This is a genomic window from Streptomyces sp. NPDC048639 (genome assembly GCF_043199075.1).
GTDB lineage: Bacteria > Actinomycetota > Actinomycetes > Streptomycetales > Streptomycetaceae > Streptomyces.
Window position 1 is genome coordinate 306603 of the sequence record NZ_JBICVP010000007.1, and the last position, 25311, is coordinate 331913.

At 72.7% G+C, this 25311-nt stretch carries 20 protein-coding genes and 3 pseudogenes; 6 read left to right on the forward strand and 17 right to left on the reverse strand.

Features of this window, described 5'->3' with window-relative positions:
* Positions 1 to 664: 664 nt before the first annotated feature.
* Positions 665 to 1837, forward strand: a pseudogene (gene rho / locus ACGFNH_RS21290) (transcription termination factor Rho); the annotation flags it as partial.
* Between the two features lie 93 nt (positions 1838 to 1930).
* Here the strand turns inward: rho and ACGFNH_RS21295 are convergent.
* On the reverse strand, positions 1931 to 2431 hold the full coding sequence (locus ACGFNH_RS21295; protein WP_393655930.1) for a potassium channel family protein: 501 nt from the start codon (positions 2429 to 2431) through the stop codon (positions 1931 to 1933).
* 748 nt (positions 2432 to 3179) lie between these two features.
* Between ACGFNH_RS21295 and paaK the strand changes: the two genes are divergently transcribed.
* Together paaK and ACGFNH_RS21305 are read left to right on the forward strand one after the other, a co-directional pair.
* Entirely contained in the window at positions 3180 to 4439 is a 1260-nt protein-coding gene (paaK, locus tag ACGFNH_RS21300) for a phenylacetate--CoA ligase PaaK (RefSeq protein ID WP_393656160.1), read from the forward strand.
* A 345-nt stretch (positions 4440 to 4784) separates the two neighbouring features.
* Positions 4785 to 5058, forward strand: a pseudogene (locus ACGFNH_RS21305) (LysR family transcriptional regulator substrate-binding protein); the annotation flags it as partial.
* A 64-nt stretch (positions 5059 to 5122) separates the two neighbouring features.
* Here the strand turns inward: ACGFNH_RS21305 and ACGFNH_RS21310 are convergent.
* The 5 genes from ACGFNH_RS21310 to ACGFNH_RS21330 form a co-directional block, all read right to left on the reverse strand.
* Positions 5123 to 5374 carry a hypothetical protein gene (locus tag ACGFNH_RS21310; protein WP_393656177.1) on the reverse strand — a complete coding sequence of 84 codons (252 nt, stop codon included), beginning with the start codon at positions 5372 to 5374 and terminating at the stop codon, positions 5123 to 5125.
* Entirely contained in the window at positions 5374 to 6024 is a 651-nt protein-coding gene (locus ACGFNH_RS21315) for a hypothetical protein (RefSeq protein WP_393655932.1), read from the reverse strand. Before ACGFNH_RS21315 ends, ACGFNH_RS21310 begins: the two co-directional genes overlap by 1 nt.
* 11 nt (positions 6025 to 6035) lie before the next feature.
* On the reverse strand, positions 6036 to 7568 hold the full coding sequence (locus ACGFNH_RS21320; protein ID WP_393655934.1) for a sensor histidine kinase: 1533 nt from the start codon (positions 7566 to 7568) through the stop codon (positions 6036 to 6038).
* The gene (locus ACGFNH_RS21325) at positions 7565 to 8311 is read right to left on the reverse strand and encodes a response regulator transcription factor (protein WP_393655936.1); all 747 of its coding nucleotides are present in this window, start codon (positions 8309 to 8311) and stop codon (positions 7565 to 7567) included. Before ACGFNH_RS21325 ends, ACGFNH_RS21320 begins: the two co-directional genes overlap by 4 nt.
* A gap of 98 nt (positions 8312 to 8409) precedes the next feature.
* Positions 8410 to 8952, reverse strand: coding sequence for a DM13 domain-containing protein (locus tag ACGFNH_RS21330; RefSeq protein WP_393655938.1), 543 nt, complete (start codon positions 8950 to 8952; stop codon positions 8410 to 8412).
* Between the two features lie 161 nt (positions 8953 to 9113).
* On the opposite strand from ACGFNH_RS21330, the gene ACGFNH_RS21335 reads away from it, so the two are divergent.
* The gene (locus tag ACGFNH_RS21335) at positions 9114 to 9938 is read left to right on the forward strand and encodes a MerR family transcriptional regulator (RefSeq protein WP_393655940.1); all 825 of its coding nucleotides are present in this window, start codon (positions 9114 to 9116) and stop codon (positions 9936 to 9938) included.
* Between the two features lie 171 nt (positions 9939 to 10109).
* Here the strand turns inward: ACGFNH_RS21335 and ACGFNH_RS21340 are convergent, their stop codons facing one another.
* The 3 genes from ACGFNH_RS21340 to ACGFNH_RS21350 all read right to left on the reverse strand — a co-directional run bounded on the left by ACGFNH_RS21340 (position 10110) and on the right by ACGFNH_RS21350 (position 14102).
* Positions 10110 to 10667, reverse strand: a complete 558-nt coding sequence (locus tag ACGFNH_RS21340) for a DUF1772 domain-containing protein (RefSeq protein ID WP_393655942.1) — start codon at positions 10665 to 10667, stop codon at positions 10110 to 10112.
* Positions 10668 to 10761: 94 nt separating this feature from the next.
* Positions 10762 to 13089, reverse strand: coding sequence for an MMPL family transporter (locus ACGFNH_RS21345; protein ID WP_393655944.1), 2328 nt, complete (start codon positions 13087 to 13089; stop codon positions 10762 to 10764).
* A 332-nt stretch (positions 13090 to 13421) separates the two neighbouring features.
* The gene (locus tag ACGFNH_RS21350) at positions 13422 to 14102 is read right to left on the reverse strand and encodes a beta-glucanase (RefSeq protein WP_393655946.1); all 681 of its coding nucleotides are present in this window, start codon (positions 14100 to 14102) and stop codon (positions 13422 to 13424) included.
* A gap of 136 nt (positions 14103 to 14238) precedes the next feature.
* Here ACGFNH_RS21350 and ACGFNH_RS21355 point away from each other — a divergent pair, with 136 nt between their 5' ends.
* On the forward strand, positions 14239 to 14823 hold the full coding sequence (locus ACGFNH_RS21355; RefSeq protein WP_393655948.1) for a hypothetical protein: 585 nt from the start codon (positions 14239 to 14241) through the stop codon (positions 14821 to 14823).
* Positions 14824 to 15044: 221 nt separating this feature from the next.
* Entirely contained in the window at positions 15045 to 15734 is a 690-nt protein-coding gene (locus ACGFNH_RS21360) for a DUF305 domain-containing protein (RefSeq protein WP_393655950.1), read from the forward strand.
* 102 nt (positions 15735 to 15836) lie between these two features.
* Here the strand turns inward: ACGFNH_RS21360 and ACGFNH_RS21365 are convergent, their stop codons facing one another.
* The 8 genes and pseudogenes from ACGFNH_RS21365 to ACGFNH_RS21400 form a co-directional block, all read right to left on the reverse strand.
* A complete protein-coding gene (locus ACGFNH_RS21365) occupies positions 15837 to 16691 on the reverse strand; it encodes an ABC transporter permease (protein WP_393655952.1) in 855 nt (284 codons plus the stop codon).
* A complete protein-coding gene (locus tag ACGFNH_RS21370) occupies positions 16688 to 17833 on the reverse strand; it encodes an ATP-binding cassette domain-containing protein (protein WP_393655954.1) in 1146 nt (381 codons plus the stop codon). The genes ACGFNH_RS21365 and ACGFNH_RS21370 overlap by 4 nt, the downstream gene beginning before the upstream one ends.
* Positions 17834 to 17892: 59 nt before the next feature.
* The gene (locus tag ACGFNH_RS21375; RefSeq protein ID WP_393656162.1) at positions 17893 to 19788 is read right to left on the reverse strand and encodes an APC family permease; all 1896 of its coding nucleotides are present in this window, start codon (positions 19786 to 19788) and stop codon (positions 17893 to 17895) included.
* Between the two features lie 528 nt (positions 19789 to 20316).
* On the reverse strand, positions 20317 to 21474 hold the full coding sequence (locus tag ACGFNH_RS21380) for a magnesium and cobalt transport protein CorA (protein ID WP_393655956.1): 1158 nt from the start codon (positions 21472 to 21474) through the stop codon (positions 20317 to 20319).
* Between the two features lie 211 nt (positions 21475 to 21685).
* Complete coding sequence (locus ACGFNH_RS21385) at positions 21686 to 21925, reverse strand: DUF1059 domain-containing protein (protein ID WP_393655958.1); 240 nt, start codon at positions 21923 to 21925, stop codon at positions 21686 to 21688.
* A gap of 105 nt (positions 21926 to 22030) precedes the next feature.
* Positions 22031 to 24226 (reverse strand): SpoIIE family protein phosphatase, encoded by a 2196-nt coding sequence (locus ACGFNH_RS21390; RefSeq protein ID WP_393655960.1) that lies wholly within the window; start codon positions 24224 to 24226, stop codon positions 22031 to 22033.
* The gene (locus ACGFNH_RS21395; RefSeq protein WP_393655962.1) at positions 24223 to 24945 is read right to left on the reverse strand and encodes a glycosyltransferase 87 family protein; all 723 of its coding nucleotides are present in this window, start codon (positions 24943 to 24945) and stop codon (positions 24223 to 24225) included. Before ACGFNH_RS21395 ends, ACGFNH_RS21390 begins: the two co-directional genes overlap by 4 nt.
* A gap of 8 nt (positions 24946 to 24953) precedes the next feature.
* Positions 24954 to 25277: pseudogene (locus tag ACGFNH_RS21400) on the reverse strand (glycosyltransferase family 87 protein); the annotation flags it as partial.
* Positions 25278 to 25311 lie beyond the last annotated feature (34 nt).

Below are 25311 nucleotides of genomic sequence, written 5' to 3' on the forward strand. Positions count from 1 at the left end.
GCTTCCCGCGGCATCCCGGCTGCCCGTCCCTCCCTTCGGGACGGGCCGGCCCATTGCGGCGCCCTCGCTGCCCGAGCCCCTCGCTGCCGCGGCTCCTCGCCGCCTGAGCTCGTCGCGCTGTCCCGGCCGAGGCTCGCGCTCGTGACACGGGCCCTCATAACACCGGCCCCGTGACACCAGACCCCGTGGACCCGGCCCGCTGACACCGACCCTCGTGACACCGGGCCGACCGGTGCTACGCTGCGAGTGAAGCATGGAGTGCGCCGCGGGTTCGGCGCCCCTGCCGAGGCTCCCCCACCGGATGCTCCTCGCCCGCCTTCCCGGCCGGCGCACGGTGGCGGCACTCTCGCGAAACATCCTCGCGACGTCGTCTTCTTCTCACAGCAGTTGGCCTCGCGCGATGGCATGCGCCCGACCCGCGCTGCCGCCTCCGGCCGCGCGCGGCTCCGCCGAGGCGACGGTCTCCCGTTCCCGGGCGCCCGTTCCCGGCATCCCGCTCTGCCCGCGGCCCGTCCGCCCCCGCCTCACCTGTGGCGCGCGCGGATCTCTCATCACCCCATCCACAGAAGGACTTTCCATGAGTACGACCACAGAACGCCCCTCCCGGCGGAGCGCGACCCGCGCCCGCGGCACCACCTCGCCGGTCGGTGGCACCGCCACGGCCGACGAGGTACTCGTACCGGTGCAGGGGGTCTTCGACCTCGCCGGACACCACGGGTTCCTCCGCACCGACGGCTACCTGGTAGGCCGCGACGACCTGTACGTGCCGACCGCGCAGGTGCGCGGACTCGGCCTGCGCAAGGGGGACTTCATCGAAGGCGCGGCCCCCGAAACCGATGGGCAGGACGCGCGGCGCGACAAGCGCCGTTACCTGGTCCGCGTCGACCGGGTCAACGGCCGTGAGCCCGGCGACCTCACCGACCGCCCCCGCTTCGCCGACCTCACGCCGCTCCACCCGCAGCAGCGGCTGCGGCTGGAGACCGGGCCCGGCGACCTGACGACCCGGGTCATCGACCTGATCGCGCCGGTCGGCAAGGGCCAGCGCGGGCTCATCGTGGCCCCGCCCAGGACCGGGAAGACGATGCTCCTGCAGAGCCTGGCCCGGGCCGTCGCCCGTAACCACCCCGAGTGCCACCTGATGATGGTGCTGCTCGACGAACGGCCCGAGGAAGTCACGGACATGCGGCGCTCCGTGCGCGGCGAGGTCGTCTCCTCCACCTTCGACCGCCCGGCCGGTGACCACACCGCGCTCGCCGATCTGGCCGTCGAACGGGCCAAGCGCCTGGTGGAACTCGGGCAGGACGTCGTCATCCTGCTCGACTCGCTCACCCGGCTCTGCCGCGCCCACAACAACAGCGCGCCGGGCAACGGCCGGATTCTGACCGGTGGCGTGGACTCGTCCGCGCTGCATGCGCCCAAGCGCCTGTTCGGCGCCGCGCGGAACATCGAGAACGGGGGCTCGCTGACGATCCTGGCCACCGCGCTCGTCGAGACGGGATCCCGCGCCGACGACTACTACTTCGAGGAACTGAAGAGCACCGGCAACATGGAGCTGCGTCTCGACCGGTCCCTCGCCGACAAGCGGATCTTCCCCGCCGTGGCCGTCGACCCCTCGGGCACGCGCCGCGAAGAGATCCTCGTCCCGCCGGACGAGCTGGCCATCGTCCGCAGACTGCGCCGGGCTCTGCACGACCGGGACGCGCACCAGGGCATCGAGCTGTTGCTGGAGAGGATGAAGCGGACCTCCGGCAATGCCGAGTTCCTGCGGGACATCGACCTCACCGTGCCGCGCACCCGCAGGACCGGGTACGGCGACGAACGCCCGTCGGCCGCCTAGTGCCCCTGGGTACTCCGGTCCTCCCGGCGCTCCCGGCGCTCCCGGCGCTCCCGGCGCTCCCGGTCCCCCCGTCCTCCCGTCCTCCCGGCGCTCCTACCGCCCTCGCTCGCCGTGGTCGGCGAGCAGTCGCTCGACGTGGTCGAACCGAGCGTGCAGTGCGCGCAGTTCGGTGCTCAGCTCGTCCTCGCTCTCCCGCGTGTACTGGCGCATCTCCGTGCCCAGCCGGTGAGCGTCCTGCTCGGCCTTGCCGACGAACCAGGTGGCAATGGCCGCCGTGACCATGCCGAACGTCGTGATCCCGGCCAGCATCAGCACCGCGGCGATGACCCGGCCCCAGGCGGTCACCGGGTACAGATCGCCGTACCCCACCGTCGTCGCCGTCTCGATCGACCACCAGACGGCCTTGGGGAAGGAGGTGATGTTGGCGCCCGGGGCGCCCTCCTCGGCGGGGACGACCAGCGCCGAGCCGGCGAGCAGGATGACGACCGTCGCCAGGGACACCCAGAGCGCCGCCCGCACATGGAACTTCCGCCACCAGCGCTTGCCCGTCAACCGGCCCATGAGGATCAGGAGAAACGACTGCTGCACGGGCATCCCCACATCCGACGGGCACGATTGACGTACGACGCTACTGCGGGAGGCGGCACGGATCGGCCTGACACACACGCCCGTTACGGGCACCTTGTCCGCCTTCACTGGTGCCGGTCCGGGTCGTTGGGGCACGGGGCCCGGACCATGGCGCAGGACCCCGCCCCGGTCCCAGGCCTCGGACCCGGCCCCCGAACCCGGCCCTCGTCACCGGGCCGTCTCCGGACGTCGGGCCGTCCTACCCGCGCGGCCCGACGTAGCTGGAGGAGGCCGAGCGGCACAGCCGGGAGATCTGCGGCTCCTCCGAGATCGACGACGAGCGGGAGCAGTCGGCAGCTGCGCGGCGCGCGGACCGTACGGCCCCGGAGCCGGACCGCGATGCCGTGCTGGAGGAGCTCGACCGGTTCGAGAGCGAGGCGCGTACGCGCGGTGTCACGCACACCTCGTTCCTCCGGATCACCGAGGTGCTGGGCGTTCCCGGTCCGGCCCGCCGCGCTGCGGGACCTGCTCATCGGGGCCCGCCCGGAGCAGTACGCGGCTCCGCCGTGGCGGTTGCGCCGGTCGGCCCGACCACCGGCGTCCACAGCCCTTGACACCCGGCGCCCCGGCTGGATTACTGGGCCGCACCCACCCGAACGGTCGGTCGGTAGGGAGCAAGGTGGTGGACCGCATGACGAACTCATCGGCCCGGTCAGGAGCCAGGGCGAGGCTCGGGGCAGCGCCGGACACCGGCGAGCTGGACGCCGCGGAGCGTATGAGCCCGGGCGAACTCCAGGACCTGCAACTCACCCGTCTGCAGGCCACGTTGCGTCATGCGTACGACCATGTGGAGCTGTACCGGCGGAAGTTCGACGAGGCAGGGATCCGGCCCGAGGACTGCCGCACGCTCGCCGACCTCGCCCGCTTCCCGTTCACCACCAAGGCCGATCTGCGGGACACCTACCCCTTCGGCATGTTCGCCGTGCCCGAGACCGAGATCCGGCGCATCCACGCCTCCAGCGGCACCACCGGCCGCCCCACCGTGGTCGGTTACACCGAGGGGGACGTGTCGGTGTGGGCCGACGTGGTGGCCCGGTCCATCCGCGCGGCCGGCGGCCGCCCGGGCCACAAGGTCCACATCAGCTATGGCTACGGCCTGTTCACCGGCGGGCTCGGGGCGCACTACGGCGCCGAGCGCCTCGGCTGTACGGTCATCCCGGCCTCCGGCGGCATGACCGCCCGCCAGGTGCAGATCATCCAGGACTTCAGGCCCGAGATCATCATGGTGACGCCCTCCTACATGCTCACGCTCCTGGACGAGTTCGAGCGCCAGGGCATCGACCCGCGCTCCACCTCCCTGCGCGTCGGCATCTTCGGCGCGGAACCGTGGACCGAGGAGATGCGCTACGAGATCGAGGAGCGGCTGGATCTGCACGCGGTGGACATCTACGGCCTCTCCGAGGTCATCGGCCCCGGTGTCGCGCAGGAGTGCGTGGAGACCAAGGACGGCCTGCACGTGTGGGAGGACCACTTCTTCCCCGAGGTCGTCGACCCGGTGACGGACGAGGTCATGTCCGGGGGCGAGAGGGGCGAACTCCTCTTCACCTCCCTCACCAAGGAGGCCATGCCGGTCATCCGCTACCGCACCCGCGACCTCACGCGGCTGCTGCCCGGCACCGCCAGACCGGCGTTCCGGCGGATCGAGAAGATCACCGGACGCTGCGACGACATGATCATCCTGCGCGGGGTGAACCTCTTCCCCAGCCAGATCGAGGAGATCCTCCTCCGTACACCCGGCGTCGCCCCGCACTTCCAGCTCCATCTGACGCGCCAGGGGCGGATGGACCACATGACCGTACGGGCCGAGGCCCGTCCCGGTGCCACACCCGAGCAGCGGGCCTCGGCGACGGCCGCGATCGTGCAGGGCATCAAGGACGGGATCGGGGTGAGCGTCGAGGTCGCGGTGGTCGAACCGGAGTCGCTGGAACGGTCGGTGGGGAAGATCCGCCGCATCGTCGACGCCCGGGGGGACTGATGCGGGGAGGACTGAGGCCGCGGGGGGACTGACGCGCGAGGGGCATGACCCCTGCGCGCGGAGACCCTGACGCCCCCGGCCCGCCTGCCTACGGCGTGCCGTGCGTTCGGCCCGCTGCGTTCGACGCGCGGTGCGTCGGTGCACGGACTCCGCCCGACGGCCCCCGCGCGCGGAGGCGGTCCGTGCCGAAGCCTCCGCACGCGTGCTCCAACAGGCAGCGACCGGGCGTCGGTTCAGGGCCGCCGGCCGGCCGACCGCCGGACGATGCGCATCGCGGTCGTCGTACGGAGGCACGGTGCCGAGTCGTACGGCGGCGCGGTGCCGAGTCGTACGGCGGCGCGGTGCCGAGTCGTACGGCGGCGGCACGGCTACGACCTCGGAGACCTGACCCTCGCTGCCTGCCGGGCCGCCGGTTTCTAGCCGACCTTCACGGTGGACGGCGGCGAGATGAACGCCGTGCCAGCCTTCGTCCGGGCGTGCCTGGGCATCGCCGTCCCTGCCGACCATGGTGGCCGAGCGCGCGGCCCCTGGACTGCGCACCACCCCGTTCGCCCGGCCCCGCCTACGACGCACCATCGCCCTCGCGCACCGTACGGATGTGGCCCCGCCGCGCGGTGCCGGTCCCTGCGCAGGTGCGGCCGACCGTACTAAGGCCCGTCCGCCCGTCCGCCCGTACGACCGGGTCAGTCGTCCGCCGCTGCGTCCGACTCCGCTTTCCCGACCGCCGACTCCGCGTCGTCGACGAGCTTCTGCATCCGTGACACGTCCGACGGCTCGCCGGCCGGAGCCGTATCACCGCTCGCGGGCGAGGACGGGGCGTCGTCCGCTCCGGACCGCTCGCCCCCGCCGCAGCCGGTGAGGAGCACCGCTGCGGCGGCCAGTGCAGGCAGTACGAGGGCGGCGGCCGTACGGTGCCGACGCGCAAGCGCGCGCATCAACTCCCGCTCCCTTCACTCCCGTTGCCCCCGGCCTTGTCACCGCTCTTGTCACCGCTCTTGTCCCCGTCCGTCCTCTTGCCGTTGTTGTTGGCGGCGCACCACGTCCGGACCTCCTTGAGGTCCTTCCGGCGCTGTTCGAGGGTCGGCACGAGCGAACGCCGGAAGGTGAGCTTGTGGTTGAGGAAGGTCTCGATCTCGCTGTGCCCGGCCTTCTTCGCGTTGGCGACACGCTTCTCCAGCCGGGCGATGGAGCCGCGCCTGGCCTCTCCGGCCCCCAGCCGGTCCAGAGCGCGGTCGAGGCGCTTGTCGATCTTCGGGGCGCGCTTGCACAGCCGCTTGGCGCCGTCGCCCTCGGGTGCGGACCGGTGCGCGCGCTTGCCGTGGTCACCGCCCCCGGATCCCGCCTCCGCGATTCCGGCTCCGGCGATCAGCACGCCGGCAGCGGTCACGGCGGTGACGGCGGTGACGGCGGTGACGGCGGTGACGGCGGTGACGGCGGCGGCAAGTGTCTTCTTCCTCCTGCCGTTCCGCGGCATCTGGCTCAGCGAATGCGTGTTCCGCGACGTACGGGATGTTCCGGGCTCGCCCGGGGTGTTCGGCGTCGTGGGCATGGCGGTCCCTCCGGTCCGGTGGGGTCGGTCGTCCATCGCCCGGAACGCTAGGAACCGTCTTTGTGGAAACCTTGTGGCCGCCCGTCGGGCTGCGGCCGGGCGGCCGTGCCGATCATCCAGTCCCGCCGCAGCGGCAGCGTCGCCTCCGCCGCCGAAGGCCCGTCGCGCAGCGGCAGGCGCACCTCGATACGGGTGCCGGCGCCCGACGGCGGGTCCAGCACCCGTATCCGCCCCCGGTGCAGCGCGATCTGCTGGGCGACCAGGGTGAGTCCGAGACCGGAACCCGGGCTGTCGGGGCGCCGCCGGAACCGCTCGAAGACCGGCCCCCGCGCCTGCGGCGGAATGCCGGGGCCGCGGTCGTCCACGGTCAGTACCGCGACCGGCCCGCCGGGCGTGGCCGGGCCCGGCTGCTCGACCGCCGCGCGCAGGACGGCTTCGACCTCGGCGGGACGGCCGTCCCGGCGGCCGTGCACCAGGGCGTTGGTGAGGAGGTTGTCCACGACGCTGCGCAGTCCGGGCTCCCAGCCGTGCACCAGCACCCCGGGCACACCGTCCACGCCGATCCGCGCCTCGGGATGGCGGCGGCGCAGGTCACCGGCGGAGGCATCGAGCACCTCGGCCAGGTCCAGCGGGCCGAAGGCCTCGGCCTCGACCAGGTCGCCGCGGCCCAGTTCGCGCAGCATGACGAGCAGGCCCAGCAGACGGGCGTGTTCGCGCCGGAGGTCGGTCACCACCTCGTCGCGCTCCTGCGCCTCCAGGCCCGGGTGGTCGGCGAGGATCTCCAGATTGGTCTGCATGCTCATCAGCGGGGTGCGCAGCTCGTGGGACGCCGCGGCCGAGAACGACCGCGCGGTGGCGAGTGCCTCCTCCGTACGTGCCGCCTGCTCGTCGTACCGCTCCAATACGGTCCGGAGCGTGCCCGCCAGGTCGTCGACCTCGCCGACGCCCGTGGGCGCGTGCCGCGGCCGGGCCGCGGAGGAGCGGGGGTCCAGCCCGCTGGTGCGCTGCTGGAGCAGGCGCAGCGGGCGGGCGGCACGGGAGGCCACGGCCCAGGCCAGAAGTCCGGACAGGGGTGCGGCGAGCAGCGCCACGGTGACCACCCGCCTGCGGACGAGGCCGAGTTGGGCCTCGCTCGCGGTGTCGGGGGAGAACAGCCACAGCGTGCCCGCGATGTTCTGCCGCGCCCCGGTCACCTCGACGGACATGACCCGCCAGCCGGCGTCCCCCGCGTGGAGGGTGACGGGTGCGGGGGCGGCCTCGGGCAGGGCCACGGACGGTTCGGGCTGCGGGCCGCCGGACGCGGTGCCCTCGGGGCCGACGAGCCGGATGCCGACGTCGAGCGCGGAGGTGTAGAGGCGGCGCTCGCGGGACTGCAGAGCCGCGGGCGGCCGGTCGTTGGCGGTGGCCCGCAGCAGCCGCCGGGCGTCCTGGGCCACGGCCGCCGCGCGCTCGCGCAGATGCGCGTCCTGCTGTCCATGCAGGTCGTCGGCGACGAGCCGGAGCAGCAGCCAGCCGGACGCCAGCACCAGCAGGGGTACGGCGACGCCCACGGCGAGCGCGATCCGTGTGGAGAGCTTCACCGGGCCTCCCCGCGTCCGGCGGCGGCGTCGCCGCCCGGCCCGTCCGGATCCCCGTCGTCGCGCAGGACGAAGCCGACGCCCCGCACCGTGTGGATGATCCGGGGCCGTCCTCCGGCTTCGAGCTTGCGCCGCAGATAGCTGACGAACGTGTCGACGGCGTCGGTGCGCACCTCGAAGTCGTAGCCCCAGACCCGGTCGAGGAGCTGGTCGCGGGTGAGCACGCTCCCGGCGTTGCGCGCGAGCGCCTCCAGCAGCTCGAACTCGCGGCGGGTGAGGATCAGTTCCACGCCGTCCAGTCGGGCTCGCCGGGCCGCCGGGTCCATGGCCAGGGCGCCGACCCGTACGCCGTCGGTGGTCCGGGGCGGGCGGCGGCGCAGCAGAGCCTGGAGCCGCAGCACCAGCTCCTGGAGCGCGAAGGGCTTGACCAGATAGTCGTCGCCGCCCGCCTGGAGCCCCGCGATCCGGTCGCCGGTCTCGTCCAGCGCCGACAGCATCAGCACCGGTACGTCGTTGCCGTCATCCCGCAGCGCGCGGCACACCTCGATCCCGCTGAGACCGGGCATCGAGATGTCGAGCACGATCACATCGGGGGGCTGGGACCGCACGCTGCCCAGCGCCGCTCGCCCGCCGTCTGCCAGGGCCACCGAGAAGCCGCGCAGCCGCAGCCCGCGCTCCAGCGACCTGCGGATCGCCGCGTCGTCGTCGACCACCAGGACGCGCCCCTGGACCTCGCTCCCGGCCATACGGTCCTCCCTCGCCGGCTGCCCCTCCGGGCGCACCATCGTGCACCACGGGGCCGTGCCCGGGGCAGGGAGGAGCCGGTACGGGTCGGGGCCGGCGGTCAGCTCCTCACGAGTTCGGCCGCACCGAACGAGACGTCGAAGCGGTCGCACCAGATGGAGACGCTGGTGTACTCGTTCAGGTCGGTGCCGGGCGGGATGCGGTAGTTCTGGTCGCCCTTGTTGCCCTTGAGCTCGCCCAGATCCTCGTGCGCGCCGTCGTCGAAGACGTGCCATCCGTCCTCGCCCTTCTTCACCGGGGCGTCGGTGAGCCAGACGTGCAGGGCCGGGCCGTCGCTGGTGTCGAGGTTCTCGAGCCGCAGGAACCGGTCGCCGTCGGCGCCCTCCAGGATCTTCACGGTGCCGCTGGTCCGGTGCTCGTGGCTGATCAGCTCGCCGGTGGCCAGTGTCCTGACGCGCTGCGGGCGGGACGACTCCTCGCCGGGCCGGGGCGCGATCTCCGTGGGCAGATCCTCCTCCACGGTCTGGCTCGTGGCCAGCTTCCACGGCTGGAACCAGTACAGCCCGAATCCCACCCCGGCCGCCCCGAGGAGCAGCACTCCGATGACCACGGGGTTGCGCAGCAGCCGCAGCAGGCGATGCATGAGTCTCTCCAGTCTCCTCCGGGGGCGGTCGAGCCCCTGGGTTCTCCTCTTGTCCGCATCAACGCCGCAGCTGCGCCGCACGGTCCCAGCCGACCGATGACGAACTTCTTACGGATCTCCTTGACTGTGACACCGTGTGAGGGCCTGCACTCGGAGACACCATGTTCACCATCGGAGATTTCGCCCGGCACGGCCGCGTGTCGATCCGGATGCTGCGCCACTACGACGCCATCGGGCTCCTGCGCCCCGCCCGCGTCGACCCTGCCGGCAACTACCGCTTCTACGCGGCCGGCCAGCTCGCGCGACTCAACCGCATCATCGCCCTCAAGGACCTCGGCTTCTCCCTCCAGCAGGTGCAGTCGATCCTCGACGAGGAGGTGAACGCGGGCGAGCTGCGCGGGATGCTGCGGCTGCGGCGCGCGCAGCTCGAGGCGGCGATGGCCGCCGACGCGCTGCGGCTGTCCCAGGTCGAGGCGAGGCTCCGGACGATCGAGAGTGAGGGACACATGCCTGCCGACGACGTCGTCATCAAGCGCATCCCGCCCGTCCGTCTCGCCGAACTGGCGGGCACGGCGGCCAGCTTCGGGCCCGAGGACATCGGCCCGGTCATCCAGCCGCTCTACGAGGAGCTGTGCCGCCGCCTCGAAGCCGCGGGCCTGACACCGGCGGGGCCGAACATCGCGTACTACGAGGACTCACCCGACGGCGGTGACGCGGTCACCGTGCACGCGGGCGTCACGGTCGCGGCGCAGCCGGAGGAGGGCCACGACTTCGCGATCGTGGACCTGCCCGCGATCGAGAGCGCCGCGACGATCGTGCACCGGGGCTCCATGGAGCGGATCATGCCGACGGCACAGACCCTGGCGCGCTGGATCGACGCCAACGGGTACCGCTCCGCCGGGTTTGCCCGCGAGCTCTATCTGAGCTGCGAAGGAGGCCCGGACCACTGGGTGACCGAGCTTCAGGAGCCGGTGGAATCGGTCTGACCGCGTGGCGGATGCGGGCGCGGGTGGCCGTACGGGTACGGGACCCTCCTAGGGGACGGTGCACGCGGCCGCCCGCCCCGGCCTGCACACCCCGCCGATCCGGCCCTGTCCGGCCGCTCATGCCCGGCCGCTCATGCCCGGCCGCACGCCCGGCCGCACACGCACGCCCGTCTACGTCCGCCCGCGCAGCACCAGCGCCCAGGTGAGCGCCCCGAGGGCCCCGGTGTTGAGGACCGCGCGGACGATGTTCCAGCGGACCCATCTCGTCTCGAACCGTTCGCGGACGGCCGCCACGTCGGCGATGCCCTCGGCGTCCCCGGCCGCGTCCAGCTCGTTGTTGAGCGGCACGTTCACCGCGAAGGTGATGACGAGCACCGCCCCGTACAGCACGAGCGCGGCCACGGTCCACGGCAGGGGCTCCCGCCCGTCCCCGGGGATGTGCAGCGCCATGGCGAGGGCCGTCAGCACGAGCGCTCCGCCGAAGGCCAGGGCGAACCAGCCGTTGAGGATCGCGGCGTTGATCTTCTGCATCGCGTCCACGAAGACCCGGTCGCCTGTCCGGCCGAGGCCGGGCATGACGGAGACGGCGAAGGCGTAGAAGAGCCCGGCCATCAGGCCCGTCGCGAGGGTGGCCGCGATCAGCGCGGCGTTCCGGGCGAGTTCCAGCATTGCTACCTCCAGCGCCCGTCCGGGCGGCTCGTCGTGGCCCCTGCCGTTGCCGTGCGGCACGGCATCCGCCGTTCAGTGAAGCGCCGCCGCCCGGGACGATCCATGGCCGAACCGTCCTCGCTCCCCGAACGTCCCTGCGCACCCCGGGGGTTGCTCAGGTGCCGTCGTCCCCCTCCGCCTGCACACGCGGCAGGATCCGGTCCAGCCAGTGCGGCATCCACCACGCGCTCTTCCCGAGCAGCGTCATGACGGCGGGTACGAGCAGCAGGCGGACGATCGTGGCGTCGACGAGCACGCTGACGGCCAGGCCCAGGCCCAGCATCTTCACCACGATGTTGGTGCTGATGATGAACGCCGCGAAGACGCTGACCATGATCAGCGCGGCGCAGGTGATCACTCGCGCGGTGATCTCCAGGGCGTGGGCGACGCTGCCGCGGCTGTCCCCGGTCCGCTCCCACGCCTCGTGGACGCGGGAGAGCAGGAACACCTCGTAGTCCATGCTCAGACCGAAGATGATCGCGAACATCATCATCGGCACATAGCTCTCGATCGGCACCGTGCCGTTGACCCCCAACTCGGGCCCGCCCCAGCCCCATTGGAAGACCGCCACCACGACGCCGTACGAGGCGCCGATCGACAGCAGGTTGAGCACGGCGGCCTTCAGGGCGACCAGGAGTCCGCGGAAGACGATCAGGATGATGATGAAGGCCAGGCCGACGACGACGGCGATGATGAGGGGAAGCCGGTCCGCGATGATGTTGCGGAAGTCGACCTGCGCGGCGGTGGTGCCGGTGACGTAGCCCTTGGCCTCGGTGCCGGAGGCGGCCTTCGGCAGGACGTCGTCGGCGAGGTGGTTGATGAGGTCGGTCGTCGCCTCGTCCTGCGGGCGCTGGTCCGGGATGACGGTGCTGAGCAGCACGTCGCCGTCGCCCGGGGTCTGGAGCGGGGAGAAGCTCGCGCTGCCGGGGACGCCGGTGAGGTTCTTCTGGACGCTGTCGGCGAGCGCGGCGCGATCGGCGTTCGGGACCTTCGACTGGTCGATGACGGCGGTCACCGGGCCGTTGGTGCCGACGCCGAAGCCGTCGGTGATCAGGTCGTAGGCGCGCCGGTCGGTGTAGCTGGTCGGGTCGGCGCCGTCGTCGATGTGCCCGAGCTGGATGGAGAACAGGGGGACGGTGAGGACGGCGAGCACGGCGATTCCGCCGCCCAGGAACCACCAGGGGCGGCGCTCGACGTGCTGTGCGTACCGGTGCCAGGTGCCCTGTGCCTCGGCCGCTCCGGCCCCGGCACCGGCCGTTCCCGTCCCGCGCGTTCCGGCGGTGGCCCCGGGCTTCGCACTCGCCGGGGCACCGGACTCGGCGACGGGCGTCCGTACCGTGAAGCGGTCGATGGCGCGGCCGATCAGACCGAGCAGCGCCGGTACGAGCGTCAGGGCCCCCAGGACGGCGGTGACCACCGTGATCGCCGCGGCCACGCCCAGCTTGCTGATGAAACTGACGCCCGAGACGGACAGCCCGGCCAGCGCGACGATGACCGTGCAGCCCGAGACCACCACCGCGTGCCCGCTGGTGGCCACCGCCCGGCCGGCGCTCACCACCGGATCCTCGCCCTCCATGACCTGCTGGCGGTGGCGGGTCAGCAGGAACAGGGCGTAGTCGATGCCGACGCCGATCCCGATCATCGTCGCCAGCGTCGGCGAGACGGAGGCGAAGGTCCACGCCGCCGCGACCAGGCCGAGGCAGCTCACGCCGACGATCACGCTGAGCAGGGCGGTCAGCAGCGGTACACCGGCGGCGATGAGACTGCCGAACCCGATGACGAGCACCACGACCGCGACGCCGAACCCGATCGCCTCGCTGAGCAGGTCGTTGGCCTTGGGCCGGGCGAGTTCACCGAGGCTGCCCCCGTACTCCACGTCGACATCCGCCTGGCGCAGCGGCTCGACCGCGCCGTCGACGTTGTCCAGGTACGAGGTCCCCAGGGCCTGGGGGTTGGTGTCCCAGCGCACGGTGATGTACGCGATCCTGCCGTCCTTCGACAGCGGCGAGGAGGGCTTGGGGCCGTCGGTGGAAGGCGCGGGCTGCGGCGGCGGCTGCGAGGAGGACGGCAGCGGGTTCTGCACGGCGATGACGTGCGGGAGCTTGGAGAGGTTGTCCACCACCTGGTCGACCTGGCTCCGGTCGTCGGTGAGCGGCTTGGCGGAGTCGTGCAGCACGATCGTGGAGCTCTGCCCGCCCAGTTGGGGAGCGTGCTCGTCCAGGACGTCGACGCCCTCCTGGGACTGGGTCCCGGGCAGGGTGAAGTTGTCGGCGTACGTGCCACCCCAGGTGCTGTTCGCGGCGTGCACTCCCCCCAGCGCGACCAGCCAGAGGACGATGACGAGGTAGTGGTGGCGTGCGCACCACTCGCCGAGTGGCCTGAGCAGCCCCCGCCGGGGCTTGTCCGGCGCCGCGGCGGCGCTGGTGTGTCTGCGCGACGGCATGGGGGTGCTCCCGAGGCTCGGTCATCCGTTTTGTGACGATAAGTCAGCTACGGACGCCCGGTGCGGCGCGACACAGGGGCCCGCGCCCTTCGCCCGGCCGCGCGGGGCCGGGCGAGGCCGCGCGGGGCCGGGCGAGGCCGCGCGGGGCCGGGCGAGGCCGCGCGGGCCGGGCGAGGCCGCGCGGGCCGGGCGAGGCCGCGCGGGCCGGGCGAGGCCGCGCGGGCCGGGCGAGGCCGGGCGAGGCCGGGCGAGGCCCGGACGCAGGGCCGGGCGGGACCGGGGCCCTGGCGAGCCGGAGCCCGGCCCGGGGCGCGGCGGTGGTCCGGCACGACTCAGCAGGGCCGCAGAACGCGGAGGTGGGAGACCTCGTACGACATGGCGGTGACGGAGGCGTCCGGCGCGGGGTGATGCCCGCCCGCGCAGACGGAGAGATTCACGATGAGGTACGCGCTCCAGCCGCGGCCCACGCCCGTACCGTCCGCGAAGACCTGTGATCCGTCGACCCACCAGACGACGGAGTCCGCCCCGAACGAGACCCGCAGGGCGACCCGGGCGCCGGGCCGGATCGCCGGGCCGGCGTGGTAGTGGCCGCCGCCGCGCACATGGTTCGACAGCTCCAGCACATCCGGGTTGTCGGGGTGGTACTCGAAGACGTCGATCTCGTTCCCGCCGTCCCGCCAGGTCCAGATCGCGGGCCAGGCCCCCTGCTCGACCGGCAGCCGGACATGGGCCTCGAGCACGTCACCGGTACGGACGGTGAACTCCTCCGCGCTGCCCTCCGTCGTCAGCAGACCGGTGCTCCAGGTGCCTTCGGGGCGGCGGGTGGCGCGGAAGACGCCGCCGCGGGAGTGGTCCGGGTCGGAGACGAGATGGTCGAGCTTGTTGTCCCCGGCGTTGGTCGGGCCTCCGTCCGGATACGCCCAGGAACGCCCGGCGACCCACTGTTCCTTCGAGCCGAAGTCGGCGGTGAGGACGGTCCGGTGGCCGTGCGGCCGCCCGTGATCGCGGTGCATGGCGCGACCTTAGGCGGGTGCGACAGCGGTCCGGCGAGCGCCGCGCGGGTGGAGCGGCGGGGTGACGGCCACCGGGGGAGGACCATACCCCTGGGTGGTATGTTCGGGAGCCCCGACCCGCGAGGGAGGCGGTCCGGTGCGCGGAGGCGGTACGGCGAAGCGAGCCGGTGTCCTGGGACACCTGCTGCTCGTCGTCGTGCTCGCCTTCTCCGTCTTCACCATGCACACCCTCGGCCATCCGGACGGGCGGTCCGGCGGGCACGAGAACGCCCCGTCCTCGCACGCGGCTGCGGCTGCGGCCGCCACCGGGCCGATGGCGATGGCCGCGCACGGGAGCGGCGAGGCGTACGGCCACCGGGCCGGACGCGACGCGGCGATGGGCGCTCACGACGCCGGACGGACAGCCGGGCAGGCAGCCGGGCTGTCAGCCGAGCAGGCCGGTGCAGGGGCCCGCGAAGGGGCAGCGCATCCCGCCGGGCCGGCGACTCCCGCGGACCCATCGAAGGCGAACGGTCCTGCCGGACACGGCATGGACCCGCTCTCGGTGTGCGTGGCCGTCCTCGGGTCGCTGCTGATCGCCGGCCTCGTCCGTGTGCTGCTCGCCCGCCGGCGTGCGTGGCGTACGACGGTCCCGGCAGCCGCCGCGGCCGCCTCGCCCGCGCCCCGCGCGCCACCTCCTCGCGCACCCCGCCTCGCGGAATTGTCCGTCCTGCGGATCTAGGCCGCCCGGCCACGCGGGCGCGCGGACACGGCATCACATGTCGCGTACCCCGTGCTCGGGTGCCGACCGTCGGTCGGCGCCCCTTCCTCGTCCGTCAACGCCCGGCTTCTGCCTGCCCCATCGGCATGCGCTGCTGCCGGCGTGCCCGGCCGAGCCGCGTCCGCGTACCCCGTCGCACCCTTCATCCGCAGACCGGACCGACACCCATGAGGTGCACCACCATGCAGGCATTCCTTCGCACACCCCGCCGTGCCCGGCGCGGCCGCCTCGCCCTCGCGGGCGCTGCCGCCGCGACGCTTCTGCTCGCCGCGTGCGGCGGCGCCGTGGACGACGCGTCGCACGGCGCCCGGCACGGGGAGCGCCCGTCCGCCGCCCCGGCGACCGGCAAGTCCGCCACCGGGACCGGCGGGTTCAACGACGCCGACGTGGCCTTCGCCCAGCAGATGATCCCGCACCACCGGCAGGCGCTGGAGATGGCGCGACTGGCCGAACGACGCGCCTCCGACCCGGAGATCGGGAAGCTGGCCGGGCGCATCGAGGACGCCCAGGGCCCCGAGATCGCGACCCTGCGGTCCTGGCTCACGGCGTGGGGCAAGCCGCAGTCGCCGGGCGGCGGCAGCGGCGCCGACCGCGGGGACATGGACCACGGAGACATGGACCACGGGGACGGCAGCGGCGCCTCCGGCATGATGGCGGCAGACGAGATGACCCGGCTGGAGAAGGCCGAGGGGGCAGGTTTCGACCGCGAGTTCGCCCGCCTGATGATCCGTCATCACGAGGGCGCCATCACGATGGCAAGGGACGAGCAGCACAACGGCCGCAGCGCGAAGGCCAAGGCCCTTGCCGCCGCCGTCGTCAAGGGCCAGTCGGCCGAGGTCGTACAGCTGAAGCGGCTCCTCGACGGGAGCTGACCCCCCTCGACCGGGGGGGCAGGTCGCTCCCCTGAAGACCGCGTCCCCCGTGAGCTCCTGGAGCTCACGGGGGACGGGTTCGGGGCATTCGGGCCCCGCGGGCTACTTCCGGTTGTAGAGCCGCATGGTGATCGTGCCGAAGACGGTGACGCAGACGGCGCCCCACCCCAGCGACCAGGCGACGTCCGCCGCGGGCCAGTCGCCGGCCATCAATCCCCGTACGGCGGAGGAGAGATGGGTGATCGGGCTGTTGTTCACGAACGCCTGCAGCCAGCCCGGCATGGTCTTCGGTTCGACGAAGATGTTGCTGAGGAAGGTCAGCGGAAAGATCACCATCATGCTGACGCCCATGACCGACTTCTCGGTGCGCAGCATCAACCCGAACATCGTCCAGATCCACGAGAACGCGAACGAGAAGACCAGCAGCAGCGCCACCCCGGCCAGGACGCCGATGACGCCGCCGTCCGGCCGGAAGCCCAGGATCAGGCCGACGCTCAGCATGACGGCGGAGGCGATGGTGTAGCGGAGCATGTCGCCCAGCAGATAGCCGACCATCGCCGAGGGGCGCCAGATCGGCAGGGTGCGGAAGCGGTCGAACACGCCTTTCTCGATATCGGTGTTGACCGAGACACCCGTGTACATCGTGATCATCACGACGCTCATGACCAGGATGCCCGGCAGCAGGAACTGCAGGTACTCGGTGGTCGATCCGGCGAGCGCGCCTCCGAAGAGGTACGTGTACATCAGCACCATCATGATCGGGAAGGCGGTGACGTCGAAGAGCTGCTCGGGGACGTGCTTGATCTTCAGCATGGCCCGCCAGCCGAAGGTGAACGACGTCGACCAGGCGCTCGGCCGCGGCGGCCGGTCCGTCGCCACCAGGACGGCGGCGAGGCTGTCGGCGGTGACGGGCGCAAGCTCTTCGGTCCGGGAGTCCGTGGTCGTCGCGGTGGTCATACTGCTGCCTCTTCCTTGGCGGCGGCCGACGAGCCTGCCGGTGAGTCCTTGGCCGTCCCGGCCGAGGCAGGGCGGTCGGTGAGGGCGAGGAAGACCTCGTCCAGACTGGGCTGCCCCAGCGAGAAGTTGTCGACGGTGATGCCGGCCCGGGCCAGCTCGGAGAGCGCGCGAGCGGCCTGCTCGGCCGCCCCCAGCCCTCCGACGGCCTCCGCGCCCGAGCCACCAGGAGCGCCCGGCGCACCGTTCGCCCCTGCCGCACCGTTCGCCCCTGCCGCACCGTTCGCCACCGCGCCCACGGCACCGACCGCGCCGCCCCCGCCGACCCGGGCCGTCAGCGCGACCGGGTCGGCCTCGAGCTGCACCTGCGCACCGAGGTGCTCCGCGAGCACCCGCTCGGCATCGGGCCGCTGCGCCGGGTCCCGGAGGCGTACGTGCACCGAGCCCGCGCCGACCGAGGCCTTCAGCTCGCCCTTGGTGCCCTCGGCGATGACCTTGCCGTGGTCGATGACGGCGATCCGCGAGGCCAACTGGTCCGCCTCGTCCAGGTACTGGGTGGTCAGCAGAACGGTGGTGCCCTGCGCGACCACGGCACGTACGACGTCCCACACCTGGTTGCGGCTGCGCGGGTCGAGGCCGGTCGTGGGCTCGTCGAGGAAGAGGAGGTCGGGGGTGTTGAGGATGGAGGCGGCGATGTCGATCCGCCGCCGCATGCCGCCCGAGTAGTTCTTGACCTGGCGGCCCGCCGCCTCCGTCAGGCCGAAGGCTTCCAGCAGTTGGGCGGCGCGCGTCCGCGCCGCGGGCTTCCGATGGCCCAGCAGGCGGCCCAGCAGGACCAGGTTCTCCGTGCCGGTCAGGTCCTCGTCGACCGACGCGTACTGCCCGGTCAGGCTCACCCGGCTGCGTACGGCGTCCGGTTCGCGCCGTACGCAGTGGCCGAACACGCGGGCCTCGCCCGCGTCCGGTCTCAGCAGGGTGGCCAGCATCTTGACGGCGGTGGTCTTTCCCGCGCCGTTGGGGCCCAGTACCCCGTACACGGTGCCCGCGGGCACCGCGAGGTCGATTCCGTCGACGGCGCGTGTCTCGCCGAAGGTCTTCACCAGTCCCGCGGTCTCGATCGCGAGCCCGGACGTGCGCTTGCTCATGGCCGTTCCGTCCTTCCACTCCTCCGTTGAACACAGAAGACCCGAGCCGGACCCAAAAGTCATCGCTCGCGACGGGATGCGTCCCGGCGCTTCTCCCGCTGCCGCCGCGCGGAGCCCAGGAGGTAGGGCACGTCGGTGACCATGACGCCCGGCATGAACAGCAGCCGGGCCTTGAGCCGCAGGGCGCTCTGGTTGTGCAGGAACTGTTCCCACCAGTGGCCCAGCACGTACTCCGGGATGAAGACGGTGACCACATCCCGCGGGCTCTCCCTGCGGATCCCGCGCACGTAGGCGAGCACGGGGCGGGAGATCTCGCGGTACGGGGAGTCCAGGACGACCAGCGGTACGCCCATGTCGTGGGCCTCCCACTCGCGCCGCAGCTCCTCGGCCTCCTCGCGGTCGACGCCGACGGTGACCGCCTGCACGCTCTGGGCGTGGATGGACAGCGCGTAGCCCACCGCCCGCAGCGTCGGGGCGTGGACCCGGGAGACGAGGACGATCGCGTGGTTGCGGGCGGGCGGCTCGGGCCCGGCGTCCGGAGCCACGCTCAGCTCCTCGGTCACGTTGTCGTAGTGCCGCCGTACGCCCTTCATGGCGAGGATGAGCAGCGGCATCGCGATCACCACGAGGTAGGCGCCGTGGGTGAACTTGGTGACCACGACGATCACGAGCACGACTGCCGTGAAGGTGGCACCCACCGCGTTGATCGTCTGGGAGTGACGCATACGGCGCCGGGCGGCGCGGTCGGTGGTCGTGGCCAGTTCCTTCTGCCAGTGCCGGACCATGCCGGTCTGGGACAGCGTGAACGAGACGAAGACGCCGACGATGTACAGCTGGATGATCGCGGTGACGCTGGCGTCGAAGGCGACGATCAGGGCGATGGCGGCGAGGGCCAGCAGGATGATGCCGTTGGAGAAGACCAGGCGGTCGCCGCGGTGGTGCAACTGGCGCGGCAGATACCGGTCCTGGGCGAGGATCGAGGCCAGCATCGGGAAGCCGTTGAAGGCCGTGTTGGCGGCGAGGATCAGGATCGCGGCGGTGGCCGCCTGCACGTAGTAGAAGAACACCTCGGCGCCGCCGAAGGACGCCCGGGCGATCTGCGCGAGCGCGGTCGGCTGGGCGGTGCCGGGGGGCAGCCCGAGCTGTGCGGGGTCGGTGGCCACGTGCACGTGGTAGTTCAGGGCCAGGGCGGTGATCCCGACGAACATGGTCACCGAGAGCAGGCCCATGATCGCGAGTGTCGTGGCGGCGTTACGGCTGCGGGGCTTGGCGAACGCGGGCACGCCGTTGCTGATCGCCTCCACGCCCGTCAGGGCCGTACAACCGGAGGCGAACGCGCGCATCGCCAGCAGGACCAGGCCGAGCCCGGCGAACGTCCCCGTCGCGTCCACGGGCAGATCGGCCGACTCGGCGCGGACGGTCTCGCCCGTGGCCAGGCGCACCGCGGCGAAGGCGAACATCAGGTAGATGCCGGCCACGAAGCCGTAGGTGGGGAACGCGAAGGCGCGGCCCGCTCTGCGGATGCCGCGCAGGTTCATCAGGGTCAGCAGCGCCACGAACCCGACCGACAGGCCCACCGCGTGGTCGGCCATGGCGGGCGCGGCCGAGGTGATCGCGGCGACCCCGGCCACGACGGACACCGCGACGGTGAGGACGTAGTCCACGAGCAGCGCGCTGGCGGCCGTCAGCGCGGCGCCCCGCCCGAGGTTCTCGGAGCTGACCACGTAGGCCCCGCCGCCGTTCGGATACGCGTGGCAGGTCTGGCGGTAGGACGCGACGACGACGATCAGCAGCGCCACGATGCCTGCGCCGACGTACCAGGTGAAGTGGAGCAGGGAGAGCCCGCCGAGCGCGAGGATCAGCAGGATCTCCTCCGTCGCGTATGCCACGGAGGAGAGCGGGTCGCTGCAGAAGATCGGCAGGGCCAGCCGCTTGGGCAGCAGGGTCTCGCCCATCCCCGTCGTGGGCAGCGGACGGCCCAGAAGGACCCTTTTGCGAAGGTCGTTCACATCAGGAGATTACGGAGGCCCGCGCCGTTCGGGGCCCGGCGATGGGCCGAATGGCCGAGGCCGGCGGGGCCCTGGCAGGGAGGCCGACGGGCGCGGGCGGCGGTGGGCGGTGGGAGCGGGACGCACAACCGGAGCCGCTGGGGCGGCAGTTGCCATGTCCGTGGCCCGGATCGCGGAAGAGGGTCGCAGGGGCGCTGATCGTTTCATGTCACCGTTTTGAGGATCCCGCCCTCGGCCCGGGCACGGTCCCGTCCACCGCGAACAGGGGCTTCCTCATGGTCGGGCCGGCTCCGCGGACCGCTCCCGGACTGCCCCGCCCGGCCGGCTCCCACGACGGAAGGCCCGATGAGGTTCGGGCCGGACGGTTCGCTGCCGCACCGCTCCGACGCCCGTCCGTGACCGCCTGTCCGTGACTGCCCGTCCGTGACCGCGGGGCCCGGCGACGGGGCCCCGGCCTACGGGGCGGCGCGCGGGTCAGAGCCAGTCGCGGCGTTTGAAGACCTGGTAGAGGCCGACACAGACCGCGGCCATCAGCAGCAGGGCGAAGGGATAGCCGAACACCCAGCTCAGCTCCGGCATGTGCTCGAAGTTCATGCCGTAGATCGTCCCGACGAGGGTCGGCGCGAAGAGAATGGCCGCCCAGGCCGAGATCTTCTTGATCTCCTCGTTCTGCGCATGGCCCGCTTCGGCCAGCAGCTTCATCTCGGCGTTCTGCTGCTGGGTGACCAGCGTGCCGTTGACGACGAGGATGTCGGCGAGCATCTGGCGGAAGCCGTCCACCCGCTCCACGACCGTCGTGGCGTGGTCGGCCACGTCGCGCAGATAGCGCTGCAGTTCCTCGTCCGTCCCGTACTTGGCGAATCCGGCCGAGAGCCCCTGGAGCATCCGGAGCAGGGGCCGGGTGGCGCGCTGGAACTCCACGACCTCCCGGGACAGTTCGTAGATACGGCGGGAGACCCGGGGGTCGCCGCCGAAGACCTCGGTCTCGATCTCGTCGATGTCGTTCTGCAGACCGGCGACCACGGGCGCGTAGCCGTCCACGACGGCGTCCAGGATCGCGTACAGGACCGCCTCGGTGCCCAGGCGCAGCAGATCGGGGTCGGCCTCCATGCGGCGGCGCACCGCGGACAGGTCGGGGGCCTCGCTGTGGCGCACGGTCAGCACGAAGTCGGGGTTGAGGAACACATGCAGCTCGCCGAAGTCGACGTCCTCGGTCTCGTCCCGGTAGCGGGCGGCGCGCAGCACGACGAACAGGGTGTCGCCGTAGCGTTCGAGCTTGGGGCGCTGGTGGGCGACGATCGCGTCCTCCACGGCCAGCTCGTGCAGTCCGAAGACCTCGGCCGCGGCGAGGAGCTGCTCCTCCGCCGGCCGGTACATCCCGATCCAGGCCATGGCGTCGGGCGCGTCGGGCAGCCGCTTGTACGCCTCGGCGAGCGAAGAGGGGGTGCTCACGCGCCGCCCGTCGCGGTACACCGCCGCGTCGACGACGCTGGACTCCGCGGGCGGTACGGGCTCCTCGTCGCGGTGCCGGGGCTCCAGCTCGTGCTCGGGCGCGGGCTCGGGACGGCGGCCGTTGCGGGACTGCGTGGCGCGCTTGTACGGGCGGAGCGCGCGGGAACGCCAGTCGGACATGGCAGACCCCTTTCCGGGCGGGACAAGGGCCGACCGGCAGAGGTGGCGAGCCGGTCAGCGCGGGCAGGGACTGGGAGGCTGGCTACTACTCATGGCGGCCTCACCTCCAGCTGTCCCTGTTGCCCGACCGGGTCGCTGCCAGGGTAGCCCCCCGGGCCGGGTGGCGCGCGCCCCGCACGCGGCGCCCGGCACCGGCAGGGCGCGGGGCCGCCTAGAGGTCGAAGATCTCACCTTCGGGCGGGGGCGGCCCGGACATGGGGTAGGCGAGGACCTTCTCGTCCTGGAGCGTGGCCCGGATCTCCCGGCGCAACTCCGCGGTGTCCTCGTGCCGGTGGACCGAGACCGCGTGCTCGGCGGCGGCGCGGACGACCTCGTCCTCTTCTCCGGAAATGGTGAGCGTGCAGTTCATGACGCTGGGGAATCTGCGGCAGTCGGCGACTTTCCTGACCATCACGACCTCCTCCTGAACCTCCTGGAGACGGCTTCTCCCCTCAGGCTAGACCCGTATGAAACGTGACATATATCCGCTCCCGGCATCGCCCCGTCCCCGCCCGGTTCATGCGGCGTCCGGCCCCATCGACCGCAGGAGCAGCAGCGCGATGTCGTCCGTACGGTGCCGGGCCGCGTGGGCGCGGGCGATGATGACGTCCGCGAGGTCCTCCAGGGGCAGGCCGACGTCGTGCGACAGCTCGTCGGCCAGACCCGACAGCGCCTCGTCCATGTCGATGCCCGGTGTCTCGATCAGCCCGTCGGTGTAGAGCGCGATGGTGGTGCCGGCGGGCATCGGGGTGTCGGCCTGCGGGAAATCACCGCCCCTCTCGATGCCCAGCAGCAGGCCGCCGGGGGCGTCCAGCGGCCGGACCCCGCCCCCGGGCGTGCACATCAGCGGGCGGGGGTGGCCGGCCCGTGCCAGCGCGGCCCGATGGTGGCGCAGGTCCAGGCGGAGGCACGCACAGCTCGCGAAGAGACCGGGGTCGAGGTCGGAGAGCAGGCGGTTGGTGGCCGCGAGGATCCGGCCCGGGTCCGCGTCCGCCGTGGCATAGGCGTGGACGGCCGTACGGATCTGGCCCATCAGCGCGGCCGCCGTGACGTTGTGGCCCTGCACATCGCCGATGACGGCGGCCACGCTGTCCGGTCCGAGGCGGATCAGGTCGTAGAAGTCGCCGCCGATGTCCATGCCCTCCGTGCCGGGCAGATAGCGCGCGGCCGCCGCCAGCCCCGGCACGCTGGGGAGGGCGTGCGGGAGGAGACCGGCCTGCAGCCCGTGGGCGACCGCCACCTTCTTGTCGTAGAGCATCGCGCGCTCCAGCGCCTGGGCGATCAGACCGCCCAGGGAGGTGAGCACGGCGCGCTCCGTGGTGGAGAAGTGGTGCGGCCGGATGTAGCCGAGGACGCAGGTGCCGATGCTCCGGCCGGAGGCGATCATCGGCAGGAACACCCAGGAGGCCATGCCGTCGTGCTGTCCGGAGCGATGCGGGAAGGCCCGGTCGAGCTGCTCCCGTGACTCGTAGAAGCCGGGCTGGCCCGCGGCGAGGGCGCGGGCACCGGCGGTGAAGGAGAACCGGGGGCTGTAGCGGTACCGCGCGATGACCTCGGGCGGATAGCCACGGTGGCCGACCAGGCGCAGTCTCCCCCGGTGCACGGTGAGCATGGCGACGGCCTGGGCACCGTACGCGGGCACGATCTCCTCGGCCACCAGGGCCACCACGTCGTCGACGGTGACCGCCTCGGTCAGGGCCGTCGCCAGGTGCAGCACGTGGTACAGCGCCCCGGTACGGGTGAGCTGCGGCAGGTCGGCCGTCACCTCCGCCCGCGGAGTTCCCGCCGCGGGCACCTCGGCCGGCGTGATGCGGACGCTGATGCCCGAGGCGTCGGGGTAGAGGTCGAAGGCCAGCCACTGGTCGGGCGGGCGCACGCCGGTGTCCGACGTGGGCCGGCCGCTGATCACCGCGGCCCGGTAACGGTCGTAGAGGGGGTCGTGCAGCCAGGGCAGCGCCTCCCAGAGCCGGCGGCCGACCAACCCGTCGACCGGGGTGCCGAGCAGCCGCGCGGCGGTGGGCGTCACCGAGGTGACACGGCCGTGGATGTCCAGCGCGCAGACGCCCTCGGGCAGGCGGGCGGCCATCAGCTCGGTGGCGGAGGGCGTGCCGGGGGCGGGGCTGGGCGGGTTGCGGATGAGCACCTCGCCGCCGTGCCCGGGCGCGCGGAGTTGCCCGGCCGTGGCGGCCCGTTCCATGGCGCGCCCCACCTCGAACGCGAGATGGCCGAGCCCTTCGCGCAGTGCGCCCGGCATGTGGTCCGGCTGGACTCCGGGCCAGAGGACGAACATCGCCCCGTGCACGCCGGGCGCGCCGTCGGCGGAGGCGGGGCGGGGGATGGGAAAGGCGGCGAGCGCGAACTCGTACGGCACGGCGAGGGCGATGCGCGGATAGCTCCGCATCATCACTTCCTCGCTGCAGACCCAGACCGTCTCGCTGCCCCGCACGGCGTCGGCCACGGGGATGGGGGCCGCGAGGCCCACGCGCTCCCACGGGCCGATGAACTCGTGCGGCAGGCCGACCATGACGACGAGCTCCAGCACGCTCTCGGCCCGGTTCAGCAGATAGAGCGCGGCGGCGTGCGCGCCCAGCGCGGAAAGCTCCCGGTGCAGGTCCTCGGCAAGACTCTCCAGGACGTCGTCATCCAGGTCGTCGCCGCCCGATGCGCCGGGAATTCGTCCCGGGCCGGCGGGCGCGAACTCCCCGCCACTCATATGGGGACGATACGCCCCTGATCGCCCGGAGGCACCCTCACGCCCGGTCCGCCCGGGACCCGGTCGGGGTCGCGCGGGACGAACCTGCCGCCCGGCTGCCCGGTCCGCCCTGTCCGCCCTGTCCGCCCTGTCCGCCCTGTCCGCCCGGGTCCCCGTCGGGGTCGCGCGGCGGAAGAGCCGGCAGCAACCCGAGCGTGAGCCATACGTAGGTGTTGGCGCCGAGGAAGGCGCCGAACCCCGTCGAGTCCCAGCGCCACAGCCGGACGACGCTGCTTGCACAGCACCGCGTACAGGCCGGCGCACAGAGCGATAGGACCGCGCCGGCCGCCGCGGAGCGCCGTGTCGGCGAGGACGGCGACGGCGGGGATCAGCCAGTCCAGGTGGTGGACCCGGGTGACGGGACCGACCAGGCAGGCGGTGAGCCCGGTCAGGGCGAAACCCGCCATGTCGTCCCCGTGCGCGGCCGCCGCCCGGGCGCGGTACGCCCAGACCGCCAGCACCGCGAGGACGCACACCAGCCACGCCGTACGGCTGGGGGCCTCCGGCTGGAGGCGGGCCAGGACGCCCTGGAGCGACTGGTTGGAGACATGGGCGAGCGAGCCGACGCGGTCGGTGTTCCACAGGGCTTCGGTCCAGAAGGTCCGGGAGGCGCGCGGGTCGCAAGGTCGGCGATCACGGTGGCGGCCGCGGCGGTTCCGGTGGGCATGGCCGCCTGCCACCGCCTTCCGGTGATCAGCAGATGGCCGATGAACAGGGCGGGCGTCAGCTTGATCGCCGTGGCCGGCCCGGTGCCGATGCCCGTGTACCGGGCGCGCCCGGTGGACAGCAGCCGGGCGTCGGCGAGGACCGGGGCGACCAGCACCAGGTTGACCATTCGGCCGCAGCGGGGCAGGTGGATGGGGGCAGCGGGGCAGGCGGTTCGGGGGCTCGGAGCGATCGCCCGGCGGGATGCGACCGCGCGGCCCGGCTCGTCGTACGGCAGTGCCGGCCGGGTCTCAACCGCCCTGCCGGACACGGTGGTTCGGGCCGGTGTCCGCCGCGTCCCGCACATCTCGCCCTGCACGCGGGCGAGGAGAGAGTGCGGG

Bases quoted from the DNA above. Each gene is read 5' to 3' on its own strand.
- ACGFNH_RS21295 (WP_393655930.1), bottom strand. From the start codon at position 2,431: ATGCCCGTGCAGCAGTCGTTTCTCCTGATCCTCATGGGCCGGTTGACG.
- paaK (WP_393656160.1), top strand. From the start codon at position 3,180: ATGAGCCCGGGCGAACTCCAGGACCTGCAACTCACCCGTCTGCAGGCC.
- ACGFNH_RS21310 (WP_393656177.1), bottom strand. From the start codon at position 5,374: ATGCGCGCGCTTGCGCGTCGGCACCGTACGGCCGCCGCCCTCGTACTG.
- ACGFNH_RS21315 (WP_393655932.1), bottom strand. From the start codon at position 6,024: ATGGACGACCGACCCCACCGGACCGGAGGGACCGCCATGCCCACGACG.
- ACGFNH_RS21325 (WP_393655936.1), bottom strand. From the start codon at position 8,311: ATGGCCGGGAGCGAGGTCCAGGGGCGCGTCCTGGTGGTCGACGACGAC.
- ACGFNH_RS21330 (WP_393655938.1), bottom strand. From the start codon at position 8,952: ATGCATCGCCTGCTGCGGCTGCTGCGCAACCCCGTGGTCATCGGAGTG.
- ACGFNH_RS21335 (WP_393655940.1), top strand. From the start codon at position 9,114: ATGTTCACCATCGGAGATTTCGCCCGGCACGGCCGCGTGTCGATCCGG.
- ACGFNH_RS21345 (WP_393655944.1), bottom strand. From the start codon at position 13,089: ATGCCGTCGCGCAGACACACCAGCGCCGCCGCGGCGCCGGACAAGCCC.
- ACGFNH_RS21350 (WP_393655946.1), bottom strand. From the start codon at position 14,102: ATGCACCGCGATCACGGGCGGCCGCACGGCCACCGGACCGTCCTCACC.
- ACGFNH_RS21360 (WP_393655950.1), top strand. From the start codon at position 15,045: ATGCAGGCATTCCTTCGCACACCCCGCCGTGCCCGGCGCGGCCGCCTC.
- ACGFNH_RS21365 (WP_393655952.1), bottom strand. From the start codon at position 16,691: ATGACCACCGCGACGACCACGGACTCCCGGACCGAAGAGCTTGCGCCC.
- ACGFNH_RS21370 (WP_393655954.1), bottom strand. From the start codon at position 17,833: ATGAGCAAGCGCACGTCCGGGCTCGCGATCGAGACCGCGGGACTGGTG.
- ACGFNH_RS21375 (WP_393656162.1), bottom strand. From the start codon at position 19,788: ATGGGCGAGACCCTGCTGCCCAAGCGGCTGGCCCTGCCGATCTTCTGC.
- ACGFNH_RS21380 (WP_393655956.1), bottom strand. From the start codon at position 21,474: ATGTCCGACTGGCGTTCCCGCGCGCTCCGCCCGTACAAGCGCGCCACG.
- ACGFNH_RS21385 (WP_393655958.1), bottom strand. From the start codon at position 21,925: ATGGTCAGGAAAGTCGCCGACTGCCGCAGATTCCCCAGCGTCATGAAC.
- ACGFNH_RS21390 (WP_393655960.1), bottom strand. From the start codon at position 24,226: ATGAGTGGCGGGGAGTTCGCGCCCGCCGGCCCGGGACGAATTCCCGGC.